Origin of the sequence: Actinocatenispora comari (assembly GCF_017312725.1) — a bacterium.
Taxonomy (GTDB): Bacteria; Actinomycetota; Actinomycetes; order Mycobacteriales; family Micromonosporaceae; genus Actinocatenispora; species Actinocatenispora comari.
Genome location: NZ_BOPO01000003.1, coordinates 1 through 19,609, shown reverse-complemented (window position 1 = coordinate 19,609; position 19,609 = coordinate 1). Strand labels below are relative to the sequence as shown.

At 70.0% G+C, this 19,609-nt stretch carries 22 protein-coding genes; 18 read left to right on the top strand and 4 right to left on the bottom strand.

Features of this window, described 5'->3' with window-relative positions:
* The first annotated feature begins 35 nt into the window (after positions 1–35).
* The 15 genes from NUM_RS01550 to NUM_RS01480 all read left to right on the top strand — a co-directional run bounded on the left by NUM_RS01550 (position 36) and on the right by NUM_RS01480 (position 14,254).
* Entirely contained in the window at positions 36–434 is a 399-nt protein-coding gene (locus NUM_RS01550) for a RidA family protein (RefSeq protein ID WP_207122688.1), read from the top strand.
* A 25-nt stretch (positions 435–459) separates the two neighbouring features.
* Positions 460–1,299: an IclR family transcriptional regulator gene (locus tag NUM_RS01545; protein ID WP_207122686.1), complete on the top strand. Its 840-nt coding sequence runs from the start codon at positions 460–462 to the stop codon at positions 1,297–1,299.
* A 98-nt stretch (positions 1,300–1,397) separates the two neighbouring features.
* Entirely contained in the window at positions 1,398–2,972 is a 1,575-nt protein-coding gene (locus NUM_RS01540) for an ABC transporter substrate-binding protein (RefSeq protein WP_225918263.1), read from the top strand.
* Positions 2,969–3,976, top strand: a complete 1,008-nt coding sequence (locus NUM_RS01535; protein WP_207122683.1) for an ABC transporter permease — start codon at positions 2,969–2,971, stop codon at positions 3,974–3,976. Before NUM_RS01540 ends, NUM_RS01535 begins: the two co-directional genes overlap by 4 nt.
* Positions 3,973–4,845, top strand: coding sequence for an ABC transporter permease (locus NUM_RS01530; RefSeq protein ID WP_207122681.1), 873 nt, complete (start codon positions 3,973–3,975; stop codon positions 4,843–4,845). The genes NUM_RS01535 and NUM_RS01530 overlap by 4 nt, the downstream gene beginning before the upstream one ends.
* Positions 4,838–5,674: an ABC transporter ATP-binding protein gene (locus NUM_RS01525; RefSeq protein WP_207122680.1), complete on the top strand. Its 837-nt coding sequence runs from the start codon at positions 4,838–4,840 to the stop codon at positions 5,672–5,674. Before NUM_RS01530 ends, NUM_RS01525 begins: the two co-directional genes overlap by 8 nt.
* Positions 5,671–6,534, top strand: coding sequence for an ATP-binding cassette domain-containing protein (locus NUM_RS01520; RefSeq protein ID WP_207122678.1), 864 nt, complete (start codon positions 5,671–5,673; stop codon positions 6,532–6,534). The genes NUM_RS01525 and NUM_RS01520 overlap by 4 nt, the downstream gene beginning before the upstream one ends.
* Positions 6,531–7,508, top strand: a complete 978-nt coding sequence (locus NUM_RS01515; protein WP_207122677.1) for a Gfo/Idh/MocA family protein — start codon at positions 6,531–6,533, stop codon at positions 7,506–7,508. The genes NUM_RS01520 and NUM_RS01515 overlap by 4 nt, the downstream gene beginning before the upstream one ends.
* Positions 7,509–7,554: 46 nt before the next feature.
* Complete coding sequence (locus NUM_RS01510) at positions 7,555–8,298, top strand: creatininase family protein (protein ID WP_207122675.1); 744 nt, start codon at positions 7,555–7,557, stop codon at positions 8,296–8,298.
* A 10-nt stretch (positions 8,299–8,308) separates the two neighbouring features.
* The gene (locus NUM_RS01505; RefSeq protein WP_207122673.1) at positions 8,309–9,085 is read left to right on the top strand and encodes an amidohydrolase family protein; all 777 of its coding nucleotides are present in this window, start codon (positions 8,309–8,311) and stop codon (positions 9,083–9,085) included.
* Positions 9,082–10,200 (top strand): mandelate racemase/muconate lactonizing enzyme family protein, encoded by a 1,119-nt coding sequence (locus NUM_RS01500; RefSeq protein WP_207122672.1) that lies wholly within the window; start codon positions 9,082–9,084, stop codon positions 10,198–10,200. The genes NUM_RS01505 and NUM_RS01500 overlap by 4 nt, the downstream gene beginning before the upstream one ends.
* 24 nt (positions 10,201–10,224) lie before the next feature.
* Positions 10,225–11,769, top strand: a complete 1,545-nt coding sequence (locus tag NUM_RS01495) for a hypothetical protein (protein ID WP_207122671.1) — start codon at positions 10,225–10,227, stop codon at positions 11,767–11,769.
* Positions 11,770–11,843: 74 nt separating this feature from the next.
* Positions 11,844–12,734, top strand: coding sequence for an amidohydrolase family protein (locus NUM_RS01490; protein WP_207122669.1), 891 nt, complete (start codon positions 11,844–11,846; stop codon positions 12,732–12,734).
* 17 nt (positions 12,735–12,751) lie between these two features.
* Positions 12,752–13,480, top strand: coding sequence for an amidohydrolase family protein (locus NUM_RS01485; protein WP_207122668.1), 729 nt, complete (start codon positions 12,752–12,754; stop codon positions 13,478–13,480).
* A gap of 207 nt (positions 13,481–13,687) precedes the next feature.
* The gene (locus tag NUM_RS01480) at positions 13,688–14,254 is read left to right on the top strand and encodes a hypothetical protein (protein WP_207122667.1); all 567 of its coding nucleotides are present in this window, start codon (positions 13,688–13,690) and stop codon (positions 14,252–14,254) included.
* Between the two features lie 261 nt (positions 14,255–14,515).
* Here the strand turns inward: NUM_RS01480 and NUM_RS01475 are convergent, their stop codons facing one another.
* Together NUM_RS01475 and NUM_RS01470 are read right to left on the bottom strand one after the other, a co-directional pair.
* Positions 14,516–15,448 carry a S66 peptidase family protein gene (locus tag NUM_RS01475; protein WP_207122666.1) on the bottom strand — a complete coding sequence of 311 codons (933 nt, stop codon included), beginning with the start codon at positions 15,446–15,448 and terminating at the stop codon, positions 14,516–14,518.
* Between the two features lie 283 nt (positions 15,449–15,731).
* Positions 15,732–16,178 (bottom strand): hypothetical protein, encoded by a 447-nt coding sequence (locus NUM_RS01470; RefSeq protein WP_207122664.1) that lies wholly within the window; start codon positions 16,176–16,178, stop codon positions 15,732–15,734.
* Between the two features lie 162 nt (positions 16,179–16,340).
* Between NUM_RS01470 and NUM_RS01465 the strand changes: the two genes are divergently transcribed.
* Entirely contained in the window at positions 16,341–16,811 is a 471-nt protein-coding gene (locus NUM_RS01465) for a DIP1984 family protein (RefSeq protein WP_207122663.1), read from the top strand.
* Positions 16,812–17,227: 416 nt separating this feature from the next.
* On the opposite strand, the gene NUM_RS01460 is transcribed toward NUM_RS01465, so the two are convergent.
* Positions 17,228–18,091, bottom strand: a complete 864-nt coding sequence (locus tag NUM_RS01460; protein ID WP_207122662.1) for an MmyB family transcriptional regulator — start codon at positions 18,089–18,091, stop codon at positions 17,228–17,230.
* 128 nt (positions 18,092–18,219) lie between these two features.
* On the opposite strand from NUM_RS01460, the gene NUM_RS01455 reads away from it, so the two are divergent.
* Both NUM_RS01455 and NUM_RS01450 read left to right on the top strand, forming a co-directional pair.
* Positions 18,220–18,966, top strand: coding sequence for an SDR family oxidoreductase (locus tag NUM_RS01455; protein ID WP_207122661.1), 747 nt, complete (start codon positions 18,220–18,222; stop codon positions 18,964–18,966).
* A gap of 43 nt (positions 18,967–19,009) precedes the next feature.
* Positions 19,010–19,219 (top strand): 4-oxalocrotonate tautomerase family protein, encoded by a 210-nt coding sequence (locus NUM_RS01450; RefSeq protein WP_207122659.1) that lies wholly within the window; start codon positions 19,010–19,012, stop codon positions 19,217–19,219.
* A gap of 85 nt (positions 19,220–19,304) precedes the next feature.
* On the opposite strand, the gene NUM_RS01445 is transcribed toward NUM_RS01450, so the two are convergent.
* Positions 19,305–19,609: integrase core domain-containing protein (locus NUM_RS01445; RefSeq protein ID WP_207122657.1), on the bottom strand; the 305-nt coding region annotated here is incomplete at its 5' end.

Genomic DNA, 19,609 nt, shown 5'->3' with positions numbered 1-19,609 from the left:
CCGACCGGCGGCCGCCCTCGACCTTCGGAGGAGCCATGGCAGCCGTCCCGCTGGCCACCACGGCGGCGCCCGCCCCGCGCGGCGCGTACGTGCAGGGTGTCGTCGCCGGTGACTACGTCTACACGGCCGGGCTCGGCCCACTCGATCCGGCCACTCGGTCCATCGTCGGTACCGAAGCCGGGGAGCAGACCCGGCAGGTACTACGCAATCTCGCCGCGATCCTGGCCGCGGCGGGCGCGACGCTTGCCGACGTGGTCAAGGTGACCGCACACCTGGCTGACAGCGAGCGCGACTGGGACGCGTTCGACACCGCCTACCGGGAGTTCTTCGTCCCGCCCTATCCGGCGCGTACAACGGCCGGGTCGCAACTCGGCGACATCCTGGTCGAGATCGACGTGGTCGCCTACCGCCCCCGCGGTGGCGGGGCGCACTAGGCTCTGCATCGGACAGGTGTAATCGGTGAGGGGTGGCATGGCCGGCTCGAACGGTGAGGGCAGGACCTCCGGTGATGGCAAGGCGCCGTCGCCCGCGGTGGATCGGGCGCTGACGGTGCTGGAGACGTTGGTGGCGGCCGAGGAGCCGATGACGCTGACGATGCTCGCGCAGGTCACCGACATCCCACTGGCGACGTGCGCGGCGATCACCCGCACCCTGGAACTGCGCGGGTATGCGGCTCGCCGGGTGATCGGCCGCAGCCATTTCTGGCGACCGACGCTGCGACTCAACGGCCTTGCCGCGCAGCTGGTCAAGAAGGTCGACCTGATGCGTACCGCGCGGCCGTTCCTGAAGCGGCTGGTCGACTCGATCGGCGCGCACGCGCACCTGGGCGTGCTCGAGGGCGGCGAAGTCATTTACGTCGCCAAGGTCGCCGCGCCGGGCATGCTGCAGTACGACACGTATCCGGGCAAGGCATCGCCGTTCAACCTGACCGCGCTGGGGCGGGCGATCGCCGCCCAGCTGCCGGTCGACGCGGTCGACGCGCTGGTCAAGAACGCCGCCGTGGGGCGCGGGCCGAAGGCACACCCGATCCAGGTCGCCGAGCTGCACGCCGAACTCGCCGCGGTTCGCGAGCGCGGGTATGCCACGGAGGACGAGGAGGAGGACCCAGGAATCGCTTGCGTTGCCGCGCCGTTCTTCGACGTCGACGGTGCGGTGGCGGGCTCGATCGGGGTCACCGGTTACGCGGAACAGTTGCGGTCGACCGGATTCGAAGAGATCGGCGCGCAGGTGGTCGCCGAGGCGAAGGCGCTGGGCCGGGAGTTGCAGGCCGGTACGGTCCAGCTGCCGTACGGCATGTAAGCACGCCCAACGTCTTGCCATGACCTGTAGCCGGGGAATATTATTTTCCAAATCTTGAATCTATCTTCGAAATACGGAAGGTAGGCTTCGTGAAGATCATGCGTTTCCCCCTCGTTTCGGTGTGTGGCCTGATGGTCGGCGCGCTCGCGCTGACCGGCTGCGGCGCCGGGAACGGCTCGGCGGCCACCGTGCACAAGGTCGGCGCCACCGCCGGCGGTCCGATGCGGACCGGCGGGACACTCCACTTCGGACAGTCTCAGGGCATCACCCAACTCGACCCGAACACGATCGCGAGCAGCTCCCAGACCCAGCTGCAGACGCTGCTGTGGGACGGGCTGACCACCTACGCACCGGACATGTCGGTGCGACCCGACCTCGCGACCTCCTGGACCCACTCCGGCGACTACCGGCACTGGAGCTTCCGGCTGCGCCCAGGCGTCCGGTTCGACAACGGAAAGCCGTTCACCGCAACGGACGCGGTCAAGAACATCAAGCGGGTACTCGACCCGAAGACCGCCGCGCAGGCCGCCGTCAAGATCTCGATGATCGACACGGTCCGGGCCGTCGATGCGGCCACGCTCGCGATCGACCTGAAGACGCCGAACCCGCAGCTGCCCAACGGGCTGGTCGACGTCAAGATGACCGACGTCGACCACATCGCCGACATCAACCGCACCGCCAACGGCACCGGCCCGTACAAGCTGGCGAGGTTCGTCCCGAACCAGTCGGTCACCGTGGTGCGCAACGACCGGTACTGGGGACCGCGGCCGAAGTTCGACCGGATCGAGATCCAGCGCTACGCCGACGCGACCGCCGCACAGAGCGCCTTCCTGTCCGGTGAGCTCGACGTACTGACCGAGCTGGCGCCGGACACGGCAAGCTACCTGGCGGTCGGCAAGACGCTGCTCGGAGCACCGCAGCCGGCCGGCGTCGCAGTGTGGGAACTCGACACCAAGTCCAAGCCGTTCGACAACCCGAAGGCGCGTCTGGCGCTGTCGTACGCCGCCGATCGCGCCGCGATGAACCAGGCAGCCTACGCCGGCAAAGCGGTCCTCAACGACACCGACCAGCCCGTCAATCCGCAGAGTCGTTACTATGCGAGCGATCTGCCGCACCACGCCTTCGACCTGGCGAAGGCCAGGAAACTGTTCGCCGAGGCCGGCGTCAAGCCGGGCACCACGCTGACGTTCTGGACCACCGCCGGGGCGAACCTGGAGTGGACCACGATGGGTCAGATCCTGCAGGGCGACCTGAAGAAGATCGGCATCAACCTGCAGATCCGCAGCAACGAGGTGGCCACCTGGGCCGCGAAAGCGTACCCGAAGGGCAAGCGTTACCCGGGCCTGATCTACCCGAACTTCCTGTCGTTCCCGCCGCCGCCCGCCGACTACTCGATCAGTTGGTACTCCAACGAGGGCACCTGCGAGTGCAACTGGACGGCACCGGACTCTTACGAGCAAGCCGCGGCCGCAGTCTCGCGCGGCAGCGGGCAGGACCGGGCACGCGGCTTCACCAACGCGCAGCGCGTGCTCAACGCCAACGCACCGATCATCACGCTCGCCAACACGTCGCCGCTGTCCGTGGCGCAGACCAACGTACGCGGGGTCTGGGTGCAGAGCGAAGGAACGCTGCACCTGGAGCACGCCGGATTCGCCGCGGGGGGCCGATCGTGATCGCCTACATCTTCCGCCGCCTCTGCCTGTCGATCCTGATGATCGCGCTCGTCTCGGTGCTCGTGTTCGTCGTGCTGCGGCTGCTGCCCGGCGATCCGACGATCACCCGGGTCGGTGCCGCGCAGTCGATCGACGCCAAGACGCTCGCCACGATGCACCACCAGCTCGGCCTCGACGACCCGATCATCGTCCAGTATGGACGGTGGATCGGCGGGCTGTTCCACGGTGACCTGGGCAGCTCGTACTTCAGCGAGTACCCGGTCGGTGAGCTGATCGGGCAGCGGGTCGGTGCCACGCTGCTGCTCGCGGTCGCCGGCCTGATCCTCGGCGTCCTGATCAGTCTGCCGCTCGCGGTGCTGCCGGCGATCTCCCGGCGCAGGATCTTCGGCCGGCTCGTCGGCGGCTATGCCACGGTCGGGATGGCCGCGCCGCCGTTCGTGTTCGGCATCATTCTCATCGCGGTGTTCAGCGTCGGCCTCGGCTGGATGCCGACCGGCGGGTACCAGTCGCTGTTCGCGGCTCCGCTGACCAGCCTGCGGTTGCTGGTGCTGCCGGCCCTGACGCTCGGCATCACGCTGTCCGCACCGCTGGTGCACTACCTGCGCACCTCGATGCGGGAGGTCGACTCCGCCGCTTTCGTGCGCACCGCCACCGGCAAGGGGCTGCGCCGTCGGCAGGTCGTGAACGGCCACGTGCTGCCCAACGCGATGTTGCCGACCGCGACCGCGTTCGGCGTCATGATCGGCTCGGTGCTCGGCGGCGTGGTCGTCGTCGAGTACGTCTTCCGCTGGCCCGGTCTCGGCTCACTGATCGTCGACGCGGTCCTGCAACGCGACTACGCGGTGCTGCAGACCGCAGTGCTGCTCGTCGCCGCCGCGTTCGTGCTGGCCAACCTGGTCATCGACATCCTGCTCGGGGTGCTCGATCCGCGGCTGCGGGTCGGCGGCGCTCGTACCCGGCGCCGCCCCCGCACCGCAGTCACGGCCGTAGGAGGTGTCCGGTGACCGTCCTGTCGGTACGCCCCGAGGCGGCCACCGCACGAGCCCGCGCCGGTGTGTGGCGCCGGCTGGTGCGCCGGCCGGCCAGCGCCGTGTCGCTCGCGATCCTCGTACTGCTCGTACTGCTCGCGGTGTTCGGCTCACTGTTGTTCGGCTCGCCGGACACGATCGACGTACCGGCCCGCTACGCGGCGGCATCCTGGTCGCATCCGTTCGGTACCGACGAGCTCGGCCGCGATCTGCTCAGCCGGATCGCGGCGGGTGGCCGGGTGTCGCTGTCGATCGGGTTGGCGGCGACGGTCATCGCGATGATCCTCGGTACCGTCTGGGGCGCGGTCGCCGCCGCCCGCCACGGCTGGCTGGACGAGGTCCTGATGCGCATCGGGGACGCGTTCCTCGCGATCCCGATGATCCTGTTCGCGCTCATCTTCGTCGCCGCGTTCGGCGGCGACGCGGTGACCCTGGCACTGGTCGTCGGGCTGCTGATGGCGCCGCTGACCGCCCGGATCGCCCGGGCCACCGTACTCGGCGAGATCTCGACCGAGTACGTGCGCGGGCTGCGTGCAGTCGGCGCCTCCGAACCGCGCATCCTGTTCCGCGAGATCCTGCCGAACACCACCCCGGCGCTGATGGCCCAGGCGTCGTTGAACATGGCCACCGCGTTGATGGTGGAGGCCTCGCTGAGCTTCCTCGGCCTCGGCGTCCAACCGCCGACCGCGTCCTGGGGAACGCTGTTGCAGCAGGGATACACGAAGTTGTTCGAATCGATCTCCTACCCGCTGGTACCGGCGCTGGTCGTGGTGATCGCCATCGCCGCGTTCAACACCGTGGGCAACGGCCTGCAGCGGATCCTGATCGGGGACGACCGTGACTGACACACCGGTACTGGACATCCGCGACCTGACCGTCGGCGTACCCGGGCGAGACCTGGTACGCGGCGTCCACCTGACCCTGTCCGCCGGCGAAAAGGTCGGACTGGTCGGCGAGTCCGGCAGCGGCAAGAGCCTGCTGTCGCTTGCCGTCATGCGGCTCAACCCGCCGCCGACCCGAATCACGTCCGGCTCGATCCGGCTCGCCGGCCGCGACCACGTGACCGCGTCGGAGAAGGAACTGCAGCAGGCTCGCGGCGCGGCCGTCGCGATGGTCTACCAGGACCCGCTGACGAGCCTGAATCCGGTTCGTACCGTGGGACACCAGATCGTCGAGGCGGTCCGGGCGCACGCCGACGTGTCCCGCGCCGCCGCCCGGCGCCGGGCCGTCGACCTGCTCGGCGAGGTCGGTATCCCGGACCCGGCGACCCGAGTCGACGCCTACCCGCACGAGTTCTCCGGCGGGATGCGGCAGCGGGTCGTGATCGCGATGGCCCTCGCCGCCGAGCCGGCCGTGCTGATCGCCGACGAGCCGACCACCGCGCTGGACGTCACCACCCAGGCGCGCATCCTCACGCTGCTCGACCACATCGCCGACGAATACGGCACCGCCGTCCTGTTCATCACCCACGATCTGGCCGTCGCGGCCGGGTTCTGCCGTCGCGTCGAAGTGATGCGGCACGGTCGGATCGTGGAAAGCGCTCCGACCGCCGAGATCTTTGCCCGCCCGCGGCACCCCTACACCCGCGGGCTGCTCGACGCGCTGTGCACGCTCGAGGTCGACCCGGCGCGTCCGCTGGCGGTACTCGACGACATCGAGGAGGACCCGCGATGAGCGAGCACCGAAGTCGTGCCCCCGAACCGGATCAGCGGCCCGAGGTGGGACCGCCGGCGCGGGAGGACCATGTCCTGCTGGCCGCCGATGGTCTGGTGATGGACTTTCCCGGCACCCGCGCGGTCGACGAGGTGAGCCTGACGGTGCGCAGCGGTACCACCTTCGGCTTGGTCGGCGAGTCGGGGTGCGGCAAGTCGACGCTGACCTCGCTGCTGCTCGGGCTGCTACGCCCGACGGCCGGCACGGTGCGGTTCCGCGGCACGGAGCTGACCCGCCTGCGCGGCCGGGAGCTGCGGCAGCAGCGGCGGCACATGCAGGTCGTGCTCCAGGACCCGGTCGGCTCGCTGAACCGGCGCAAGAGCGTCGCGCAGATCATCGGCCTCCCGCTTGCCGTACACGGTGCCGGTGACGTCACCGCGCGGCGGCGCCGGGTCGACGAGTTGCTGGAGCTCGTCGGCCTGCCCACCTCGTACGCGTCGCGCCGGCCCACCGAGCTGTCTGGCGGACAGTGTCAGCGAGTGTCGATCGCCCGCGCCATCGCGCTGCACCCAGACCTCGTCGTACTCGACGAGGCGGTGTCGGCGATCGACGTGGCCACGCAGGCGCAGATTCTCAACCTGCTCCGCTCGCTACAGGCCGAACTGGGCCTGACCTACCTGTTCGTGTCGCATGATCTTGCTGTGGTCCGGTACATGGCGCCGGAGATCGCGGTCATGCACCGCGGCCGCATCATCGAGCAGGCGCCGCGGGACGAGCTTTTCGCCCACCCGCGCGAGGAGTACACCCGCACCCTGATCGACGCGATCCCGCGGGTGCCTGCCCGAGCGGCTGCACCGGAGTCGAGGGAGGCGACATCGTGATCCGGCTGGCGCTCGCCGGGCTCGGCGACATCGCCACACACGCCCACCTGCCGGCGCTGCTGCGCTCGGAGAGGGTCGAGGTGGCCGCACTCGTCGACCCGCTGCCGGAGCGGCTCGCCGCGGCCGCCCGCCTGGTACCGGAGGCGGCGACCCACGCCAGCCTGACCCCGGTGCTCGCAGATCCGAGCCTCGTGGCGGTCGTTGTCGCCACACCGCCGTGGGTCACCACCGGACTGGTCCGCGACGCGCTGGCGGCCGGCAAGTACGTGCTGGCGGAGAAGCCGCTCGGCACCAGCGTGGCCGAGGTCGAACAGCTCACCACGGCACCGCACGAACGGTTGCAGGTCGGGCTGACCTACCGGCACGATCCTGCGCTGGAACGGCTGCGGGACTGGATCACCGGCGGGCTGCTCGGCTCACCGCTGCTCATCCGGGCGCACATCTACGACGAGCCGCGCGCCGCCGACGGGCGGTATGCCCGCCGAATGCTCGGCACACTCGAGCATGGGGCGCCGGTCGTGCACGAGGGCGCGCATCTGTTCGACTGGCTGGCCTACCTGCTCGGTGGCGGGCCGAGCGAGGTGGCCGACGCGTGGGCGCTCGCCACCGAGCCGGGGCTCGGCGCGCCGAACCTCGGTGGCGCGCGGCTGCGCTGGCCGGACGGGACGACCGCGCTCACCGAGTTCGGCTGGTGGACCGACGCCCTGCCGCGCTGCGAGGTCAGCGTGCTCGGCGCCGACGGGTACGCGGTGCTCGACGGGTTCACGTTCGACCTCCAGCTGCGCACGCGGGACGAGACGCGGGTGGCACGGTTCCCCGGCGACCGCACGACTCGTTCCTTCGACCGCCAGCTCGACGCCTTCGCCGACCTGGTGACCGGCCGGCGCGACACCGCGGTGCCCGGCCTCGACGAGGGACTGGCCGGACTGGCGCTGAGCGAACGGATCGTAGCCATGGCGGGAGGACACGAGTGACAGCGCTGAGCTGGCAGCGGATCGCGACGAGGGTGGGGGAGCGCGCGTGAGTACGTGGATGTGGGAGCGCACCGATCGGGAGCGGCTCGCCGCGGTACTGCCGGAGGCGCTCGTCGTGCTGCCGGTCGGCACCGTCGAGCAGCACGGCCCGCACCTGCCCACCGGCACCGACGCGATGCTGGCCGAGGCGGTCGCAGCGGCGGCCGTGCATCGGGCGGCGGAAAGCTCGGCGCGTGACCTGGTACTAGCGCCGACCCTGCCGTTCGGCGCATCAGACCACCACTTCGCCTTCGGCGCCACCCTGTCGCTGTCCCCAGAGACCACGACGGCGGTACTGAACGACCTGGCCCGCTCGGTCGCCGCCGACGGCGGGCGCCGGCTCGTGCTCGTCAACGGGCACGGCGGTAACCGCGGGCCGTGCCACTCGGCTGCGGCAAGCGCGGCGACCCGGCACGGCCTCGCCATTGCGTACCTCGACTACTGGGAACTCTTCCCACACCACACCTTCGCCGCCGACCGACCCAACGTGCCGGGACACGCCGGGCGCTTCGAGAGCGCGCTGATCGCCCATCTGCACCCGGAGCTGGTCGGCACGCTGCCGGACCGGGTCGCGCAGCCCGCGGTACCGGAGGCGGCGAACGTGACCGTGCACACGCCGCAGCTGTGGCACACCATCGACGGCTACACCGACCGCCCCGCCGACGCGGCCAGCGCCGACGGGGCAGCCTGGTTCGGCGCGCTCGCCGACGCCCTGGCTGACCGGCTCGTGACCCTCGCCCGCGACCTGTAGGGAACGCTTCGTGGACATACCGATCATCGACTTCCACACCCACACCCCGGCCTGGGACCACGCGTCCTGGCTGGCGGGCGCGGCGTTCACGCCGGCCGACTTCACTGCGTTCCTGGACTCGGCCGGCATCCGCGCGGCGGTGGTGCTCAGCCACGACGGGCTGTTTCACGCTACGCCGGAGGCCAACGACCGACTCGCCGAGTTCGTCGCCGCCGACCCCGACCGGATGGTCGGGTTCGGCACCGTGAACGCGCGCTACCCGGGTGCCGCCGAGGAGATGGAGCGCTGCTTCGGCACCCTGGGCATCCGCGGGCTGAAGATCCACCCGTGGCTGCAGGGCGTGTCGATGCACGAGCCGAGCCTCGACCCGATCGCCGAGGTCGTCGCAGCGCACGGCGGGAGCGTGCTCTGCCACGACGGCACCCCGCCATACGCGACGGCTACCCAGATCGCCGCGTTCGCCCGCCGGCACCCGACGGTACCGGTGGTACTCGGGCACGCCGGGCTGCACGACACCTGGCGGGAGGCGATCGCCGCGGTCACCGAGACCGCGAACCTGTACATCTGCCTGTGCGGGGTGCCGCCCTACGCCGGTCGACACATCATCGATCGCTGCCCGCCAGAGCGGGTGCTGTTCGGCTCCGATGCGGGGCTCTCCGACCAAGTCGGCCAGGCGTACGCGGTGGCCCGCGCGCACGAGATCACCCGCTGGGGCGTCGACGACACGACGCTGCGCCGGGTGCTGTACGACAACCCCCGCGACCTGCTGGGAGGGTGGCCGCAGTGACCTACACGATCCGCGCGGTGCAGACCGCACCAGTGAGCCTGACCGCCGACCCGGCCCTGACCGTGCACGGCGCCAAGGGCGCGCACGACCGATCCGACTTCCTGCTGGTCCGGATCATCGCCGGCAACGACTCCGGACGCGAGATCACCGGGTACGGCGAGGTGAGCGCCACACCGCTGTGGAGCGGCGAGGACGGCACCACCGCCGCGCACCTGATCCGCACCGTGCTCACGCCGGTGCTGATCGGCATGCCGCTGGCGCCGGTGGGCGCCGCGGAGGCGGCGATGGACCGGGCGCTCGCCGGCAACCCGTTCACCAAGGCAGGGGTGGCCACCGCGTTGTGGGACGCCTGGGCCCGGGTACTCGACGTGCCGCTGGCGGTGGCGCTGGGCGGCCCGTACCGCACCGAGGTTCCGATCAAGCTGTCGCTGTCCGGCGACGGCGCGGTGCTGGAGACCGTGTACCACGCCGCGCGTGCCGCCGGGTTCGGCGCATTCAAGGTCAAGGTCGGGCTCGGCGTCGACGGGGACCTCGCGCGGGTGGCCCGGGCTCGCGAACTCGTCGGGCCGGACACGTTTCTCGGCGTGGACGCCAACGGTGGCTGGAACCGCGCCGAGGCGGCACGCGCGGTGGCCGGGCTCGCGCCGTACGGCGTGGCGTTCGTCGAACAGCCGGTCGCCGCCGACGACCTGGACGGGCTGCGCGCCATCCGGGCGCTGGGCGTCACGGTCGTGGCCGACGAGTCGGTGTTCGGACTGGCCGACCTGGTCCGGGTGATCCGCGCCGACGCCGCGGACGTGGCGTCGGTCTACATCGGCAAGGCCGGCGGCCCGGGGCGCGCGGTGCAGCTGGCCCGGATCGCCTCCGCGTTCGGGATCCGCTCACTGCTCGGCTCCAACGGCGAGCTGGGTATCGGCGCCGCCGCCCAGCTCCACGCCGCCTGCGCCATCCCCGACCTTGCCACCGAACTGCCATCCGACATCATCGGCGCGCACTACTACACCGACGACATTCTCGCAGAGCCGTTGGACAGCAACGGTTCCCGAGTCCGGATCAACGACCGCCCGGGGCTCGGTGTCACGCCGCGCCCCGACCTGCTCGACCGATTCTCCTGACCCCTCTAGAGAAGGAGACCGTTCATGCGCAGAGCACCCCTGGCCGTCGCCGTCGCGACGATGCTCGCCCTGATCGCGGGCGGTGCCGCACCGAGTGCGGCCCGCACCGTATCGCCGGCGAAGCATCCGGCCGCACACACCACCGCACTGCCCGCCTCTCGGGACGCATCCCGGCCGTGGGTACCGGCCGACGGCGTACGCGCCACACACCCCGGCGGCAACACGATCGGCACCCAGGTACGAGAGGCCAAACCGCGTTCCGACGGGTACCGGCACATCGACACGCCACGGCTGATCAAGAAGCTGAAAGCGCTGCACGTCAACACGTTCTACTACACGGTGTGGGACGAGCCGACCGACTGGCCGGACCTGGTCAACGAGTTCGCGCCGGCCGCACAGCGGGCGGGAATCCTGGTCTGGGTTGGGCTCGCGCCACCCAGCGAGTGCTTCCCGAACAAGGATGCGCACCTCGCCGGGCGCTGCTCCCGGCCGTACGAGACCGACTTCCTGACCTGGGCCAAGCAGGTCGCGAACCTGTCGATGAAGTACCCGAACGTCGTGGCATGGGCGATCGACGACTTCCTGATCGGAGACAACGCCAAGCTGTTCACCCACGACTACCTGACGCAGATGCGGCAGATCACCAAGGCGATCAACCCGAAGCTCGGGCTCTACACGATCGCCTACTACGACACTGCGGTCGACCCGTCGTTCTACGACAAGTACGGCGACGTCATCGACGGCGTCGTCTACCCGTACCTCGGGCACGACAACAACACCAACGACGCCTCGGCGGTCAGCGAGAACCTGAACAAGATCCTGCCGCTTGCCAACGCGAAGAAGCTGAGCGTCGTCCTGCTCGACTACTCGGGACGCGAGCTGGACAGCACGCTTGCGCCAACCGCACGGTACGTCAACGACATCCTGAACGTGGGCATGCGTTACACGCGGCAGCACAAGATCGACGGGGTGATCTCCTACGGCACCCAGTTGACTGGCCAGAACCTCATCGACCCGAGCCAGGGGCCGAGGCAGGGCGATGGGCGGCTCGCGCTGACCGTGCAGGCGCACGTGGGTACCAAGACCGGTGACTACGCCGAGGCATCCCAGGAGGTCACCGTCGATCCGAAGTCGCCGCGGTACGAGTTGTCCTGGTGGCAGCGCGACCCGTACTACGGCGGGCTCGGCGGCTACCACTTCATGCAGGTGCTGATCGATGATCAGGTGGTGTGGCAGTCCGACGTGACCAACTGGTTCAGTTTCATGTGGGTCAACGGTTCGGACACCCAGGGACCGGTGGACGTCACCCAGTTCGTCAAGGGCAAGAAGCAGGTCAAGATCGCCTTCCGGCTGTACGAGAAGCAGGGTGTCGGTGACTACTACGTCGACGCGACGTTCGACGACCTGTCCTCGATCGGACTCGGCATCAAGGACCCGGGGTTCGAGGACCCGTCCGCCTGGACCATCAGCGGCAACAGCCAACATGTCAACGCGACGGTGTTCGTCTACCACCGGGACGAACCGACCCGCATCTTCCGCACCGTCGCGCGCCAGTTCGCCCGGCAATGACGTGCCGCGCAGCCAACGCGGCACGCCGATCCTCCGACTGACAAGACTCTGACCGACAAGGCAAGGAACCCGTTGTGATCGTTGACGTCCACGCGCACACCCCGACGCACACCGGCCCGGTGCCCGACGCCGACCGGCTGACCTACCAAGGGTGGCGCACCGACCGACCGGTGACGACCACGAACTCGTGGGACGACTACGACGCCGCGATGGCCGACGCGGACGTCTCCATCGTGTTCAACATCGCGGTCGACGACCCGTTGGCCTCCACCGGACTGGACTACCGGCCGGAGGAGACCAACCCGGCGACGCTGGCGTTCACCCGGGTCGCACCGTCGCGCCGGGTCGGGTTCATGTCGGTGAACCCGACCTGGCCCGACGCGATCGAGCAGGCCGACCACTGGTACCAGGAGGGCCTGGTCGGCATCAAGCTCGGCCCCAACTATCAGGAATTCGACCCGCTCGGCGAGCCGGCGCTCGCGCTGTACGGCTGGGCCGAGCGCACCGGTGTGCCGATCCTGTTCCACCAGGGCGCCTCCCCGATCCGGCACGCACCCCTGCGGTACACCTACCCGCTGGTCACCGACGAGGTGGCGCTGCGGTTCCCGGAACTGCGCATCGTGATGGCGCACATGGGGCACCCGTGGGGCAAGGAAACCGTCGTGACCATCCGCAAGCACCCGCACGTGTACGCCGACGTCTCGTCGATCTACCTGCGCCCGTGGGTGTGCTACGAGTCGCTGCTGGCCGCGGTCGAATGGGGCTGTACGCACAAGCTGCTGCTCGGCTCGGACTTCCCGATCGCCAACACCGGCGAGGCAATCGCCGGCATCAGGCGTGTCAACGACATCCTCGAGGGCACCGCGCTGCCGCGGGTACCGGCGGAGCTGATCGAGAACATCATCCATGCCGACGCGCTCGGCGCGCTCGGTCTCAGCGACGCGATCACCAGGGAGCCGTGGTGACGATCTCAGGGGCGCGGGTGGTCGACGCGCACGTGCGGGTGGGGGAGTGCCGGGAAGCGGCGCTGCCGCTTCACACGCTGCTTGCGACCATGGACCGACTCGGCATCGACGCAGCGCTGATCTCCCCGCCGGAGCGGTGCATCGCCTACCACAACGCTGAAGGCAATGCGCTGACCACGGGGGCGGCGGCCGCATCCGGCGGGCGGCTGTACGCGTACGCGGTGGCCAATCCATGGCGCGGCACCGACGCCCTCGCCGAACTGGACCGGGCCCGCTCCGCCGGTGCGGTGGCGCTCGCGGTCGATCCCGTGCTGCAGGGCTTCGACCTGCACGACGGACTGCTTGATCCGCTGCTGCGCAAGGCCTGCGACTGGCGATGGCCGGTATACGTGCGGACCGGTACGCCACCGACGGCGCTGCCGCTGCCGCTCGCGTCGTTGGCCCGACGCCACCCGGACGTCACGTTCATCATGGGCCGCAGCGGCGCCACCGACTTCTGGATCGACGCCATACCTGCGCTGCGGTACGCGCCGAACCTGCTGGCGGACACGAGCTACGCGCCGTGGGACACCGTCCTGTCCGGCTTCGGCGCCGATCCTTCAGTCGGACCGGAACGCGTCGTGTTCTCCACGGATGCGCCGTACACGGTCCCCGAGGTGGAACTGGAGCGCATCCTCGATTGGCCACTGCCGGCCGCGGACCGCGCCCGTGTCCTCGGCGAGAACCTCACCCGCCTGCTGCCGTGAGGCGACGAGCCTGCACTCTCCTCCAACGGCAATCCATCGCTGAAATCATCAGATAGATTCCGGTACTGGTATGACCCGGGCAACGGCTCGGTCGGTGGCTGCGAGCAAGAGTGCGGGGGCCGACACCCGTGTGCTGCGACGATGCCAAGGGCAAGCTCGAGTCAGGCGCCCACGCCGCACCATCGAGTACTCAAGGAGAGCAGCCGTATGCCCGACGCCACCGACCGCTGCTCTGGCTCCGGGCGTGAAGCCGTGGCCTCGGCCCGGGACGAGACGGACCGGATTGCCGAGGTGCTGGCCGACCGGTTCGGCCCGGCGCCACGGGAGCTGGTGCGGTTGCCGATCGGGCAGGGCACCGTCAACTACAGGGCGACGTGCGCCGGGCGTGACGTGTTCGTCAAGTACGCTCGCTGCATGAGCGCCAGAACGACGCCGGGCAGCTGGGACGGACCTTGGTACCGTGTCCGCACAGAGCAGTTCGAGGCCGCGTTCCTGCCGAATGCCGACGAGGACGTGGAGTCGATGGACAACGTCGATGTCTTCGTGGACCTCAAGGACGGCTCCCGGTGGAGCGCGACCATCATCACCCTCGCCCAGGTCGAGATCCTCCTGAAGCGATGGGCCGCCAGTGGGGAAGCCCTTGAAGGCCGCTACTTCTGGTGCTCGGACGGGCTCATCGTTCGCGATGCCGGCGTCAGCAACATGACCCAAGTCCTCGACGGTCTGATCCAGAACGGCGAGTTCACCCAGATCCTTGAACGCCTCGACGACTGACATCTGCCCGGCCTGCACCTCGACAACCGGAACGGCGGTGGTACCCGAAACGTCGATCGCGTCGAGGTTCGACCACTCCGCGCAGGTCAAGGTGCTCGCAAGGCACCAGCCGTTGACGCACCAACTCTGTCCGAGCAGCAGCTCAACCACCGGCGACGTGAAGCCGGTGCTCTCCCGAGACGGCAATCGGACCTCCACCCTGCCCACAACCAACAGGCCAACGCCCACGCAGCACCGAGCAAGATCACGAAGAATCGAGGTTCATCGGCCGATCGGCTGGACGGTCAGCGTGCTCGCGTCCGCATCCAGTATCGCCGGTACGCCAAGCGCGATGGCAGTCTGCTGGTCACCGTGACCAATGGGCAAGCCACCGAGGACGGGGATGCCGAGTGCACCGAAGTGGTCCAGCAGGATCTCGGGCACGGTCGGGCCGGGAATCTCCTCGTCACAGTCGGTGAACTGCCCGACCGCCACACCAGCCAGACCGTCGAACCAACCCGACCGCTTCAACTGCACCAAGGACCGGTCGAGTCGGTAGGTCTGCTCACTCACCGCCTCGATCAGCAGGATCTTGCCGGTCATCTCCGGCTTGTGCCGGGTTCCGGCTGTCGCGGCGAGCATGGTTACATTCCCGCCGAGAATCGTCCCTTCGACCCGGCCCGCGACCCGGACGCCAGCGGTGGTCTGCGCCGGATCCGGGACCACGATCGCCGGGTCGGCCGTCATCACCGCTCGCTCGGCCGCCCTGTTGGTCATGCTCTCGGCCGACGGGTTCAGATTTGCTCCGGTCGGTCCGTGCACGGTGGCGAGCCCGGCTTCGCACCAGAGCGCAACGTGCAGTGCGGTGATGTCCGAGAACCCCATGACCAGCTTGGGATCAGCGCGTACGGCCGCATAATCGACGTCATCGACGATGCGCTGCGATCCGTAGCCGCCACGCAGACAGATCACGCCACGGACCTCAGGATCGCGCAGCGCGTCGTTGAGGTCGGCCAACCGCTCTTCATCGGTGCCCGCCAGGTAGGTGTGCCGGCCCAGGGCGTGACGCCCCAACCGCACCCGCAATCCCCACCCAGCAACCACGCGCGCCGCCGTGTCGGCCTGCTGCTGCCGGGTCGCGCCGGCCGGAGCCACCAACGCAACAAGGTCACCGACACGCAGCCTCTTCGGCCTGAGCGGCGAGCACTGAATCACTGCACGAGTCTACGGACCATGGGTCAGGCGGCCTCGTCCCACTCCCGGCTCCTTGGCATGCACAGCCCTCGTGGGCGCCTGTGCAGTGCAGGGCTCCGAACGGCAGTGCTCCGCTTCATGTCCGGTGGCTGTCGCGGTGATCGCCGCGGTCCTGGCCTTTCAGCGCCGTCGGGGCGGCCAGCCGGCGGCAAAGACCGTGCGGCCGCAAGGCCGGACCCGGTTCCGCGGCGGCGCGACCCGAGCAGGGGAGGGAAGCTGGACTGCGGACGGGCGCCGGCCGCGTTCAGTCGCCGACCGCGACGAGCCGCTGGCGGAACCACTCCGGCATGTACTCCTCGGCGCGGGGAAACCGCTCCTGCTCGATCGCGAACTGCTCGGCGGCCGGGTACGGGTCGAAGTCGGGTTCGTTGCGCCAGTTGTACTGGATGGTGAACCGGGTGGGTGGCTCGATGCCGAACCGCGCGGAGAACCAGGTGCCCTCGCCGTCCCGGTACATCCCGCCGCGCAGTCGCTGGAACATCTTCCACACGTCCACCGGCGGCTCCCAGCGGCGGTACGTGCCGCCGGTGTCCTCGACGCCGACCGCGACGTCGACGGTGCGGCCGACCATCCGGTAGTCGATCATCACCCGGCACCAGCCCGGCGGCAGCGCCTCGACCACGGCGGTGGTGATCGTGCCGAGCAGCTCGTTCTGCTGGACCGGATCCAGCCGCGGCCACCTGAACGGCATCGGTGCTGCCCTCCGTTTCGAGCGGTACGGACCGGCCCATCATGGCACTCCGCTGATGCACCCCGCGCCCGGCCGACCCCGACCGGACGCCGGGCCGGCGGTGCCCCCCACGGCGCGGGCCTGCGCGTCGCATAATTGGACGCCCGTACCGAGGAGGGTTCCGTGAAGCTTGCCGAGGCCCTGGCCGAACGTGCCGATGCGGTACGCCGGGTCAGTCAGCTGCGCGCCCGGATCGTCGGGTCCGCGCGGTACCAGGAGGGCGAGACTCCACCGGAGAACGCGGCGGAGCTGCTCGCCGAGGCTGAACGGGTACTCGACGAGCTGGAGGCGCTGATCCGCCGGATCAACGCGACCAATGCGGCCACCCGACTCGACGACGGTACGACGGTGACCGACGCGCTGGCTCGGCGCGACGTGTTGCGGCTCCGGCATTCGATCCTCACCGCTGCTGCGGACGCCGCCGCCGGCGCGGACCAGCGCGGCGTCGCTCGGCAACTGCGCTCCGAGCTGCGGATGCTTTCCGCGTTGCCGGTCGCCGAGCTGCGCGGCCAGGCCGACCGCCTGGCCCGCGACATCCGTACCGTCGACACCCGGATCCAGCGGGCGAACTGGGAGGTCGATCTGATCGACTGACCATCCGCGGTAGAGCAGGTAGCCGTTTCGGAGGCGTGCACGAAGCCGTGGCCGGCGGTCAACCCGGCCCTCCTGGCGCACGGCGGGCAGTGCGGGGGTTCGAATCCCCATCGACAGGGCAGCCCAGCACGGCGTACAGGTGACGGCGTACGACGCACCACGCATCACCGCGTGCAGATCCGATCCGGCGAGGGTGGGGAAGGGGCACTCACCGCGGCAGCACCGCCGACCGGACCGCTCACGACGATTGTCTGGGCCGTGGCCTGCTGGCGGCTGCCTCCGGTTCGTCACAGCCGGACGAGGCGGCTCGCCTGCGCAACGCGCTCGGTGGCGCCGGCCGCGGCGCCGCGAGACTGCCGGTAGAAGTCGGGAGGACTTCCCTGGGCACGGCCCGCGTCGGGAGGCGGCCGTGGTGGTCAGGCTCGATCGGGGGTCATGGCCTGCACGCCGACGACCGACAGCAGGTCGAGCTTGGCCGCGCCGTCGGTGCCGACAGCCGGGGTGAACCACAGCAGCCGCTGCCGGCCGTCCTCGCTGAACAGGTTGAGGCAGTTGACCTCGATCAGGCCGAGGCTCGAATGCAGGATCCGCTTGCGGTCGTCTCGCCGGAACGCCACCTCGTGCTCGGCCCACAGCCGCGCGAACTCCGGCGATCGGTGCGACAGTTCGCGGACCAGGTTGGCTGCCTCGGTGTCGTTCGCATCGCGCCGCGCTGCCGCCGCGCGCAGATCCGCGGTGAACGACCGGGACTGCGTCTCGTGGTCTTCAGCCGGGTAGATCGAGCGGGCCCCGGCATCGGTGAACCAGCGGTAGACGAAGCTGGCCGACCGGCCCTGGAAGCCGAGCTGGTCCCCGAGCAGCGCGACCGCCAGCGGGTTCTGCACCAGCGTCACGTGCAGGTCGGTGATGACCTGCGCCGGCGTGGTCTGCAGCCGGTCGAGCAGGTCGAGCATGCTGGGATGGACGTGTGAGGCCGGGCCGCCCTGCGCCGGCACCGGCTGGTCGGCCAGGTGGTAGAGGTGGTTGCGCTCGTCGGCCGTCAGCCGCAGCGCGCGGGCCAGCGCGGCGAGCATCTGCTTGGACGGCTGGGCGCCGGCGCCGCGTTCCAGCTCGGTGTAGTACTCCACGGACGCTCCGGCGAGCACGGCCACCTCGTCGCGCCGCAGCCCCGGCACCCGGCGCCGTGGCCCGTGCGGCAGCCCGACGTCGGTGGGCCGGATGCGGTCCCGGCGGGAGCGCAGGAACGCGCCCAGTTCGGCAAGCTTGTCGCTACGAGCCATTCCAGCGTTCATCTCCTCCGTGCCGGCTGCCTCCAGTGTCACCCGTCGACCGGCGCCGAGCCTGGGGTTGCCGTCACCACCTTCGGCGGCAACTGGTCCGCGGCGTCGCGCTGCCGCATCGTCGGGTCATGACCAGTTCGAACATCGCTCCTCGGGTCGCGATCGTCACCGGGGGATCGCGCGGCATCGGCCGCGCCGTCGCGCTTCGACTCGCCGCCGGTGGTCTGCCGGTGGTCGTCGGGTACGCCAGTAACCGGAAGGAAGCGGAGGAAACCGTCGAAAAGATCGGTGCCGCGGGCGGGCGGGCCATTGCGGTCGCGGCCGACGTCGCCGAGCCCGATGCCGTCGCGGCGCTGTTCGACGCCGCCGAGCAGACCTACGGTGGCGTCGACGTCGTCGTACACGCCGCGGGGCGGATGGCCCTGTCCACCGTCGCCGAGCTCGATCTCGACCTGCTCGACGACCTGCACCGGACGAACATCCGCGGCACGTTCGTCGTCGCCCGGCAGGCGGCGCGGCGGCTGCGACCCGGCGGCGCGCTGATCACGTTCTCCACCTCGGTGGTCGGGCTGCAGTTCCCGAGCTACGGGCCGTACGCGGCCAGCAAGGGCGCCGTCGAGGCACTGACCCTGATCCTGGCCCGCGAGTTGCGCGGACGGGACGTGACGGTCAACGCGGTGGCGCCCGGACCGACCGCGACCGACCTCTTCCTGGACGGCAAGGACCAGCAGACCATCGACCGGCTGGCCGACCAGGCGCCGCTGGGGCGCCTGGGTACCCCGGCCGACATCGCGGCGGTCACCGCGTTCCTGGCATCGCCGGACGGGCACTGGGTCAACGGCCAGACCGTGCGCGCCAACGGCGGAATCATCTGACCCGGACACATCGGCACATCACACATCGACGGAGGAGAAGACCATGCCGTTCGCGAACTTCAAGGTGCCGGCCGGCACCATCACCACCGAGCAGAAGCAGCAGATCGTGCAGCGCACGACCGACCTGTACGCAGAGATCTACGGCGAGCGCGCCCGAGCCACCACCGTGGTCCTGGTCGACGAGGTCGCCGACGGCGGCTGGGGCGTCGGCGGCACCGTGCTGACCGCCGCCATGCTCAACGGTGAGCACTGAGCGGCCGGCACCGCCGGCCACCTGGTCGTGGCGGCGCCGATCCTGCCAGTCAAGGTGATCGGTTCCGCCTCGCGTAGCGCCGCCGCTAGGTGTTCTGGGTCATGACGTTGGTGACGCCTGCGTGCAGCCGTGAGGCTGGTGGGCGGTCTCCGATGGCGGTGTGTGCTCGATGGTAGTTGTAGTGAACGTTCCATACGTCGATGGCGGCGGCGCGTTCGGCTTCGCTGGACCACGCTCGGGTGTAGAGCAGTTCGTCGGCCAGGATGCGGTTGTAGCGTTCGACCTTGCCGTTGTGTCGGGGTGTGAACGGTCGGATGCGTTGGTGGCGGGCGCCGTGGCTGGCCACGATGCGGGTGAAGCGGTGCGCGCGGTAGTTGGCGCCGTTGTCGG

Coding starts and splice junctions, on each gene's coding strand:
- NUM_RS01550 (WP_207122688.1), top strand. CDS start 36: ATGGCAGCCGTCCCGCTGGCCACCACGGCGGCGCCCGCCCCGCGCGGC.
- NUM_RS01540 (WP_225918263.1), top strand. CDS start 1,398: ATGCGTTTCCCCCTCGTTTCGGTGTGTGGCCTGATGGTCGGCGCGCTC.
- NUM_RS01520 (WP_207122678.1), top strand. CDS start 5,671: ATGAGCGAGCACCGAAGTCGTGCCCCCGAACCGGATCAGCGGCCCGAG.
- NUM_RS01495 (WP_207122671.1), top strand. CDS start 10,225: ATGCGCAGAGCACCCCTGGCCGTCGCCGTCGCGACGATGCTCGCCCTG.
- NUM_RS01480 (WP_207122667.1), top strand. CDS start 13,688: ATGCCCGACGCCACCGACCGCTGCTCTGGCTCCGGGCGTGAAGCCGTG.
- NUM_RS01470 (WP_207122664.1), bottom strand. CDS start 16,178: ATGCCGTTCAGGTGGCCGCGGCTGGATCCGGTCCAGCAGAACGAGCTG.
- NUM_RS01460 (WP_207122662.1), bottom strand. CDS start 18,091: ATGGCTCGTAGCGACAAGCTTGCCGAACTGGGCGCGTTCCTGCGCTCC.
- NUM_RS01455 (WP_207122661.1), top strand. CDS start 18,220: ATGACCAGTTCGAACATCGCTCCTCGGGTCGCGATCGTCACCGGGGGA.
- NUM_RS01450 (WP_207122659.1), top strand. CDS start 19,010: ATGCCGTTCGCGAACTTCAAGGTGCCGGCCGGCACCATCACCACCGAG.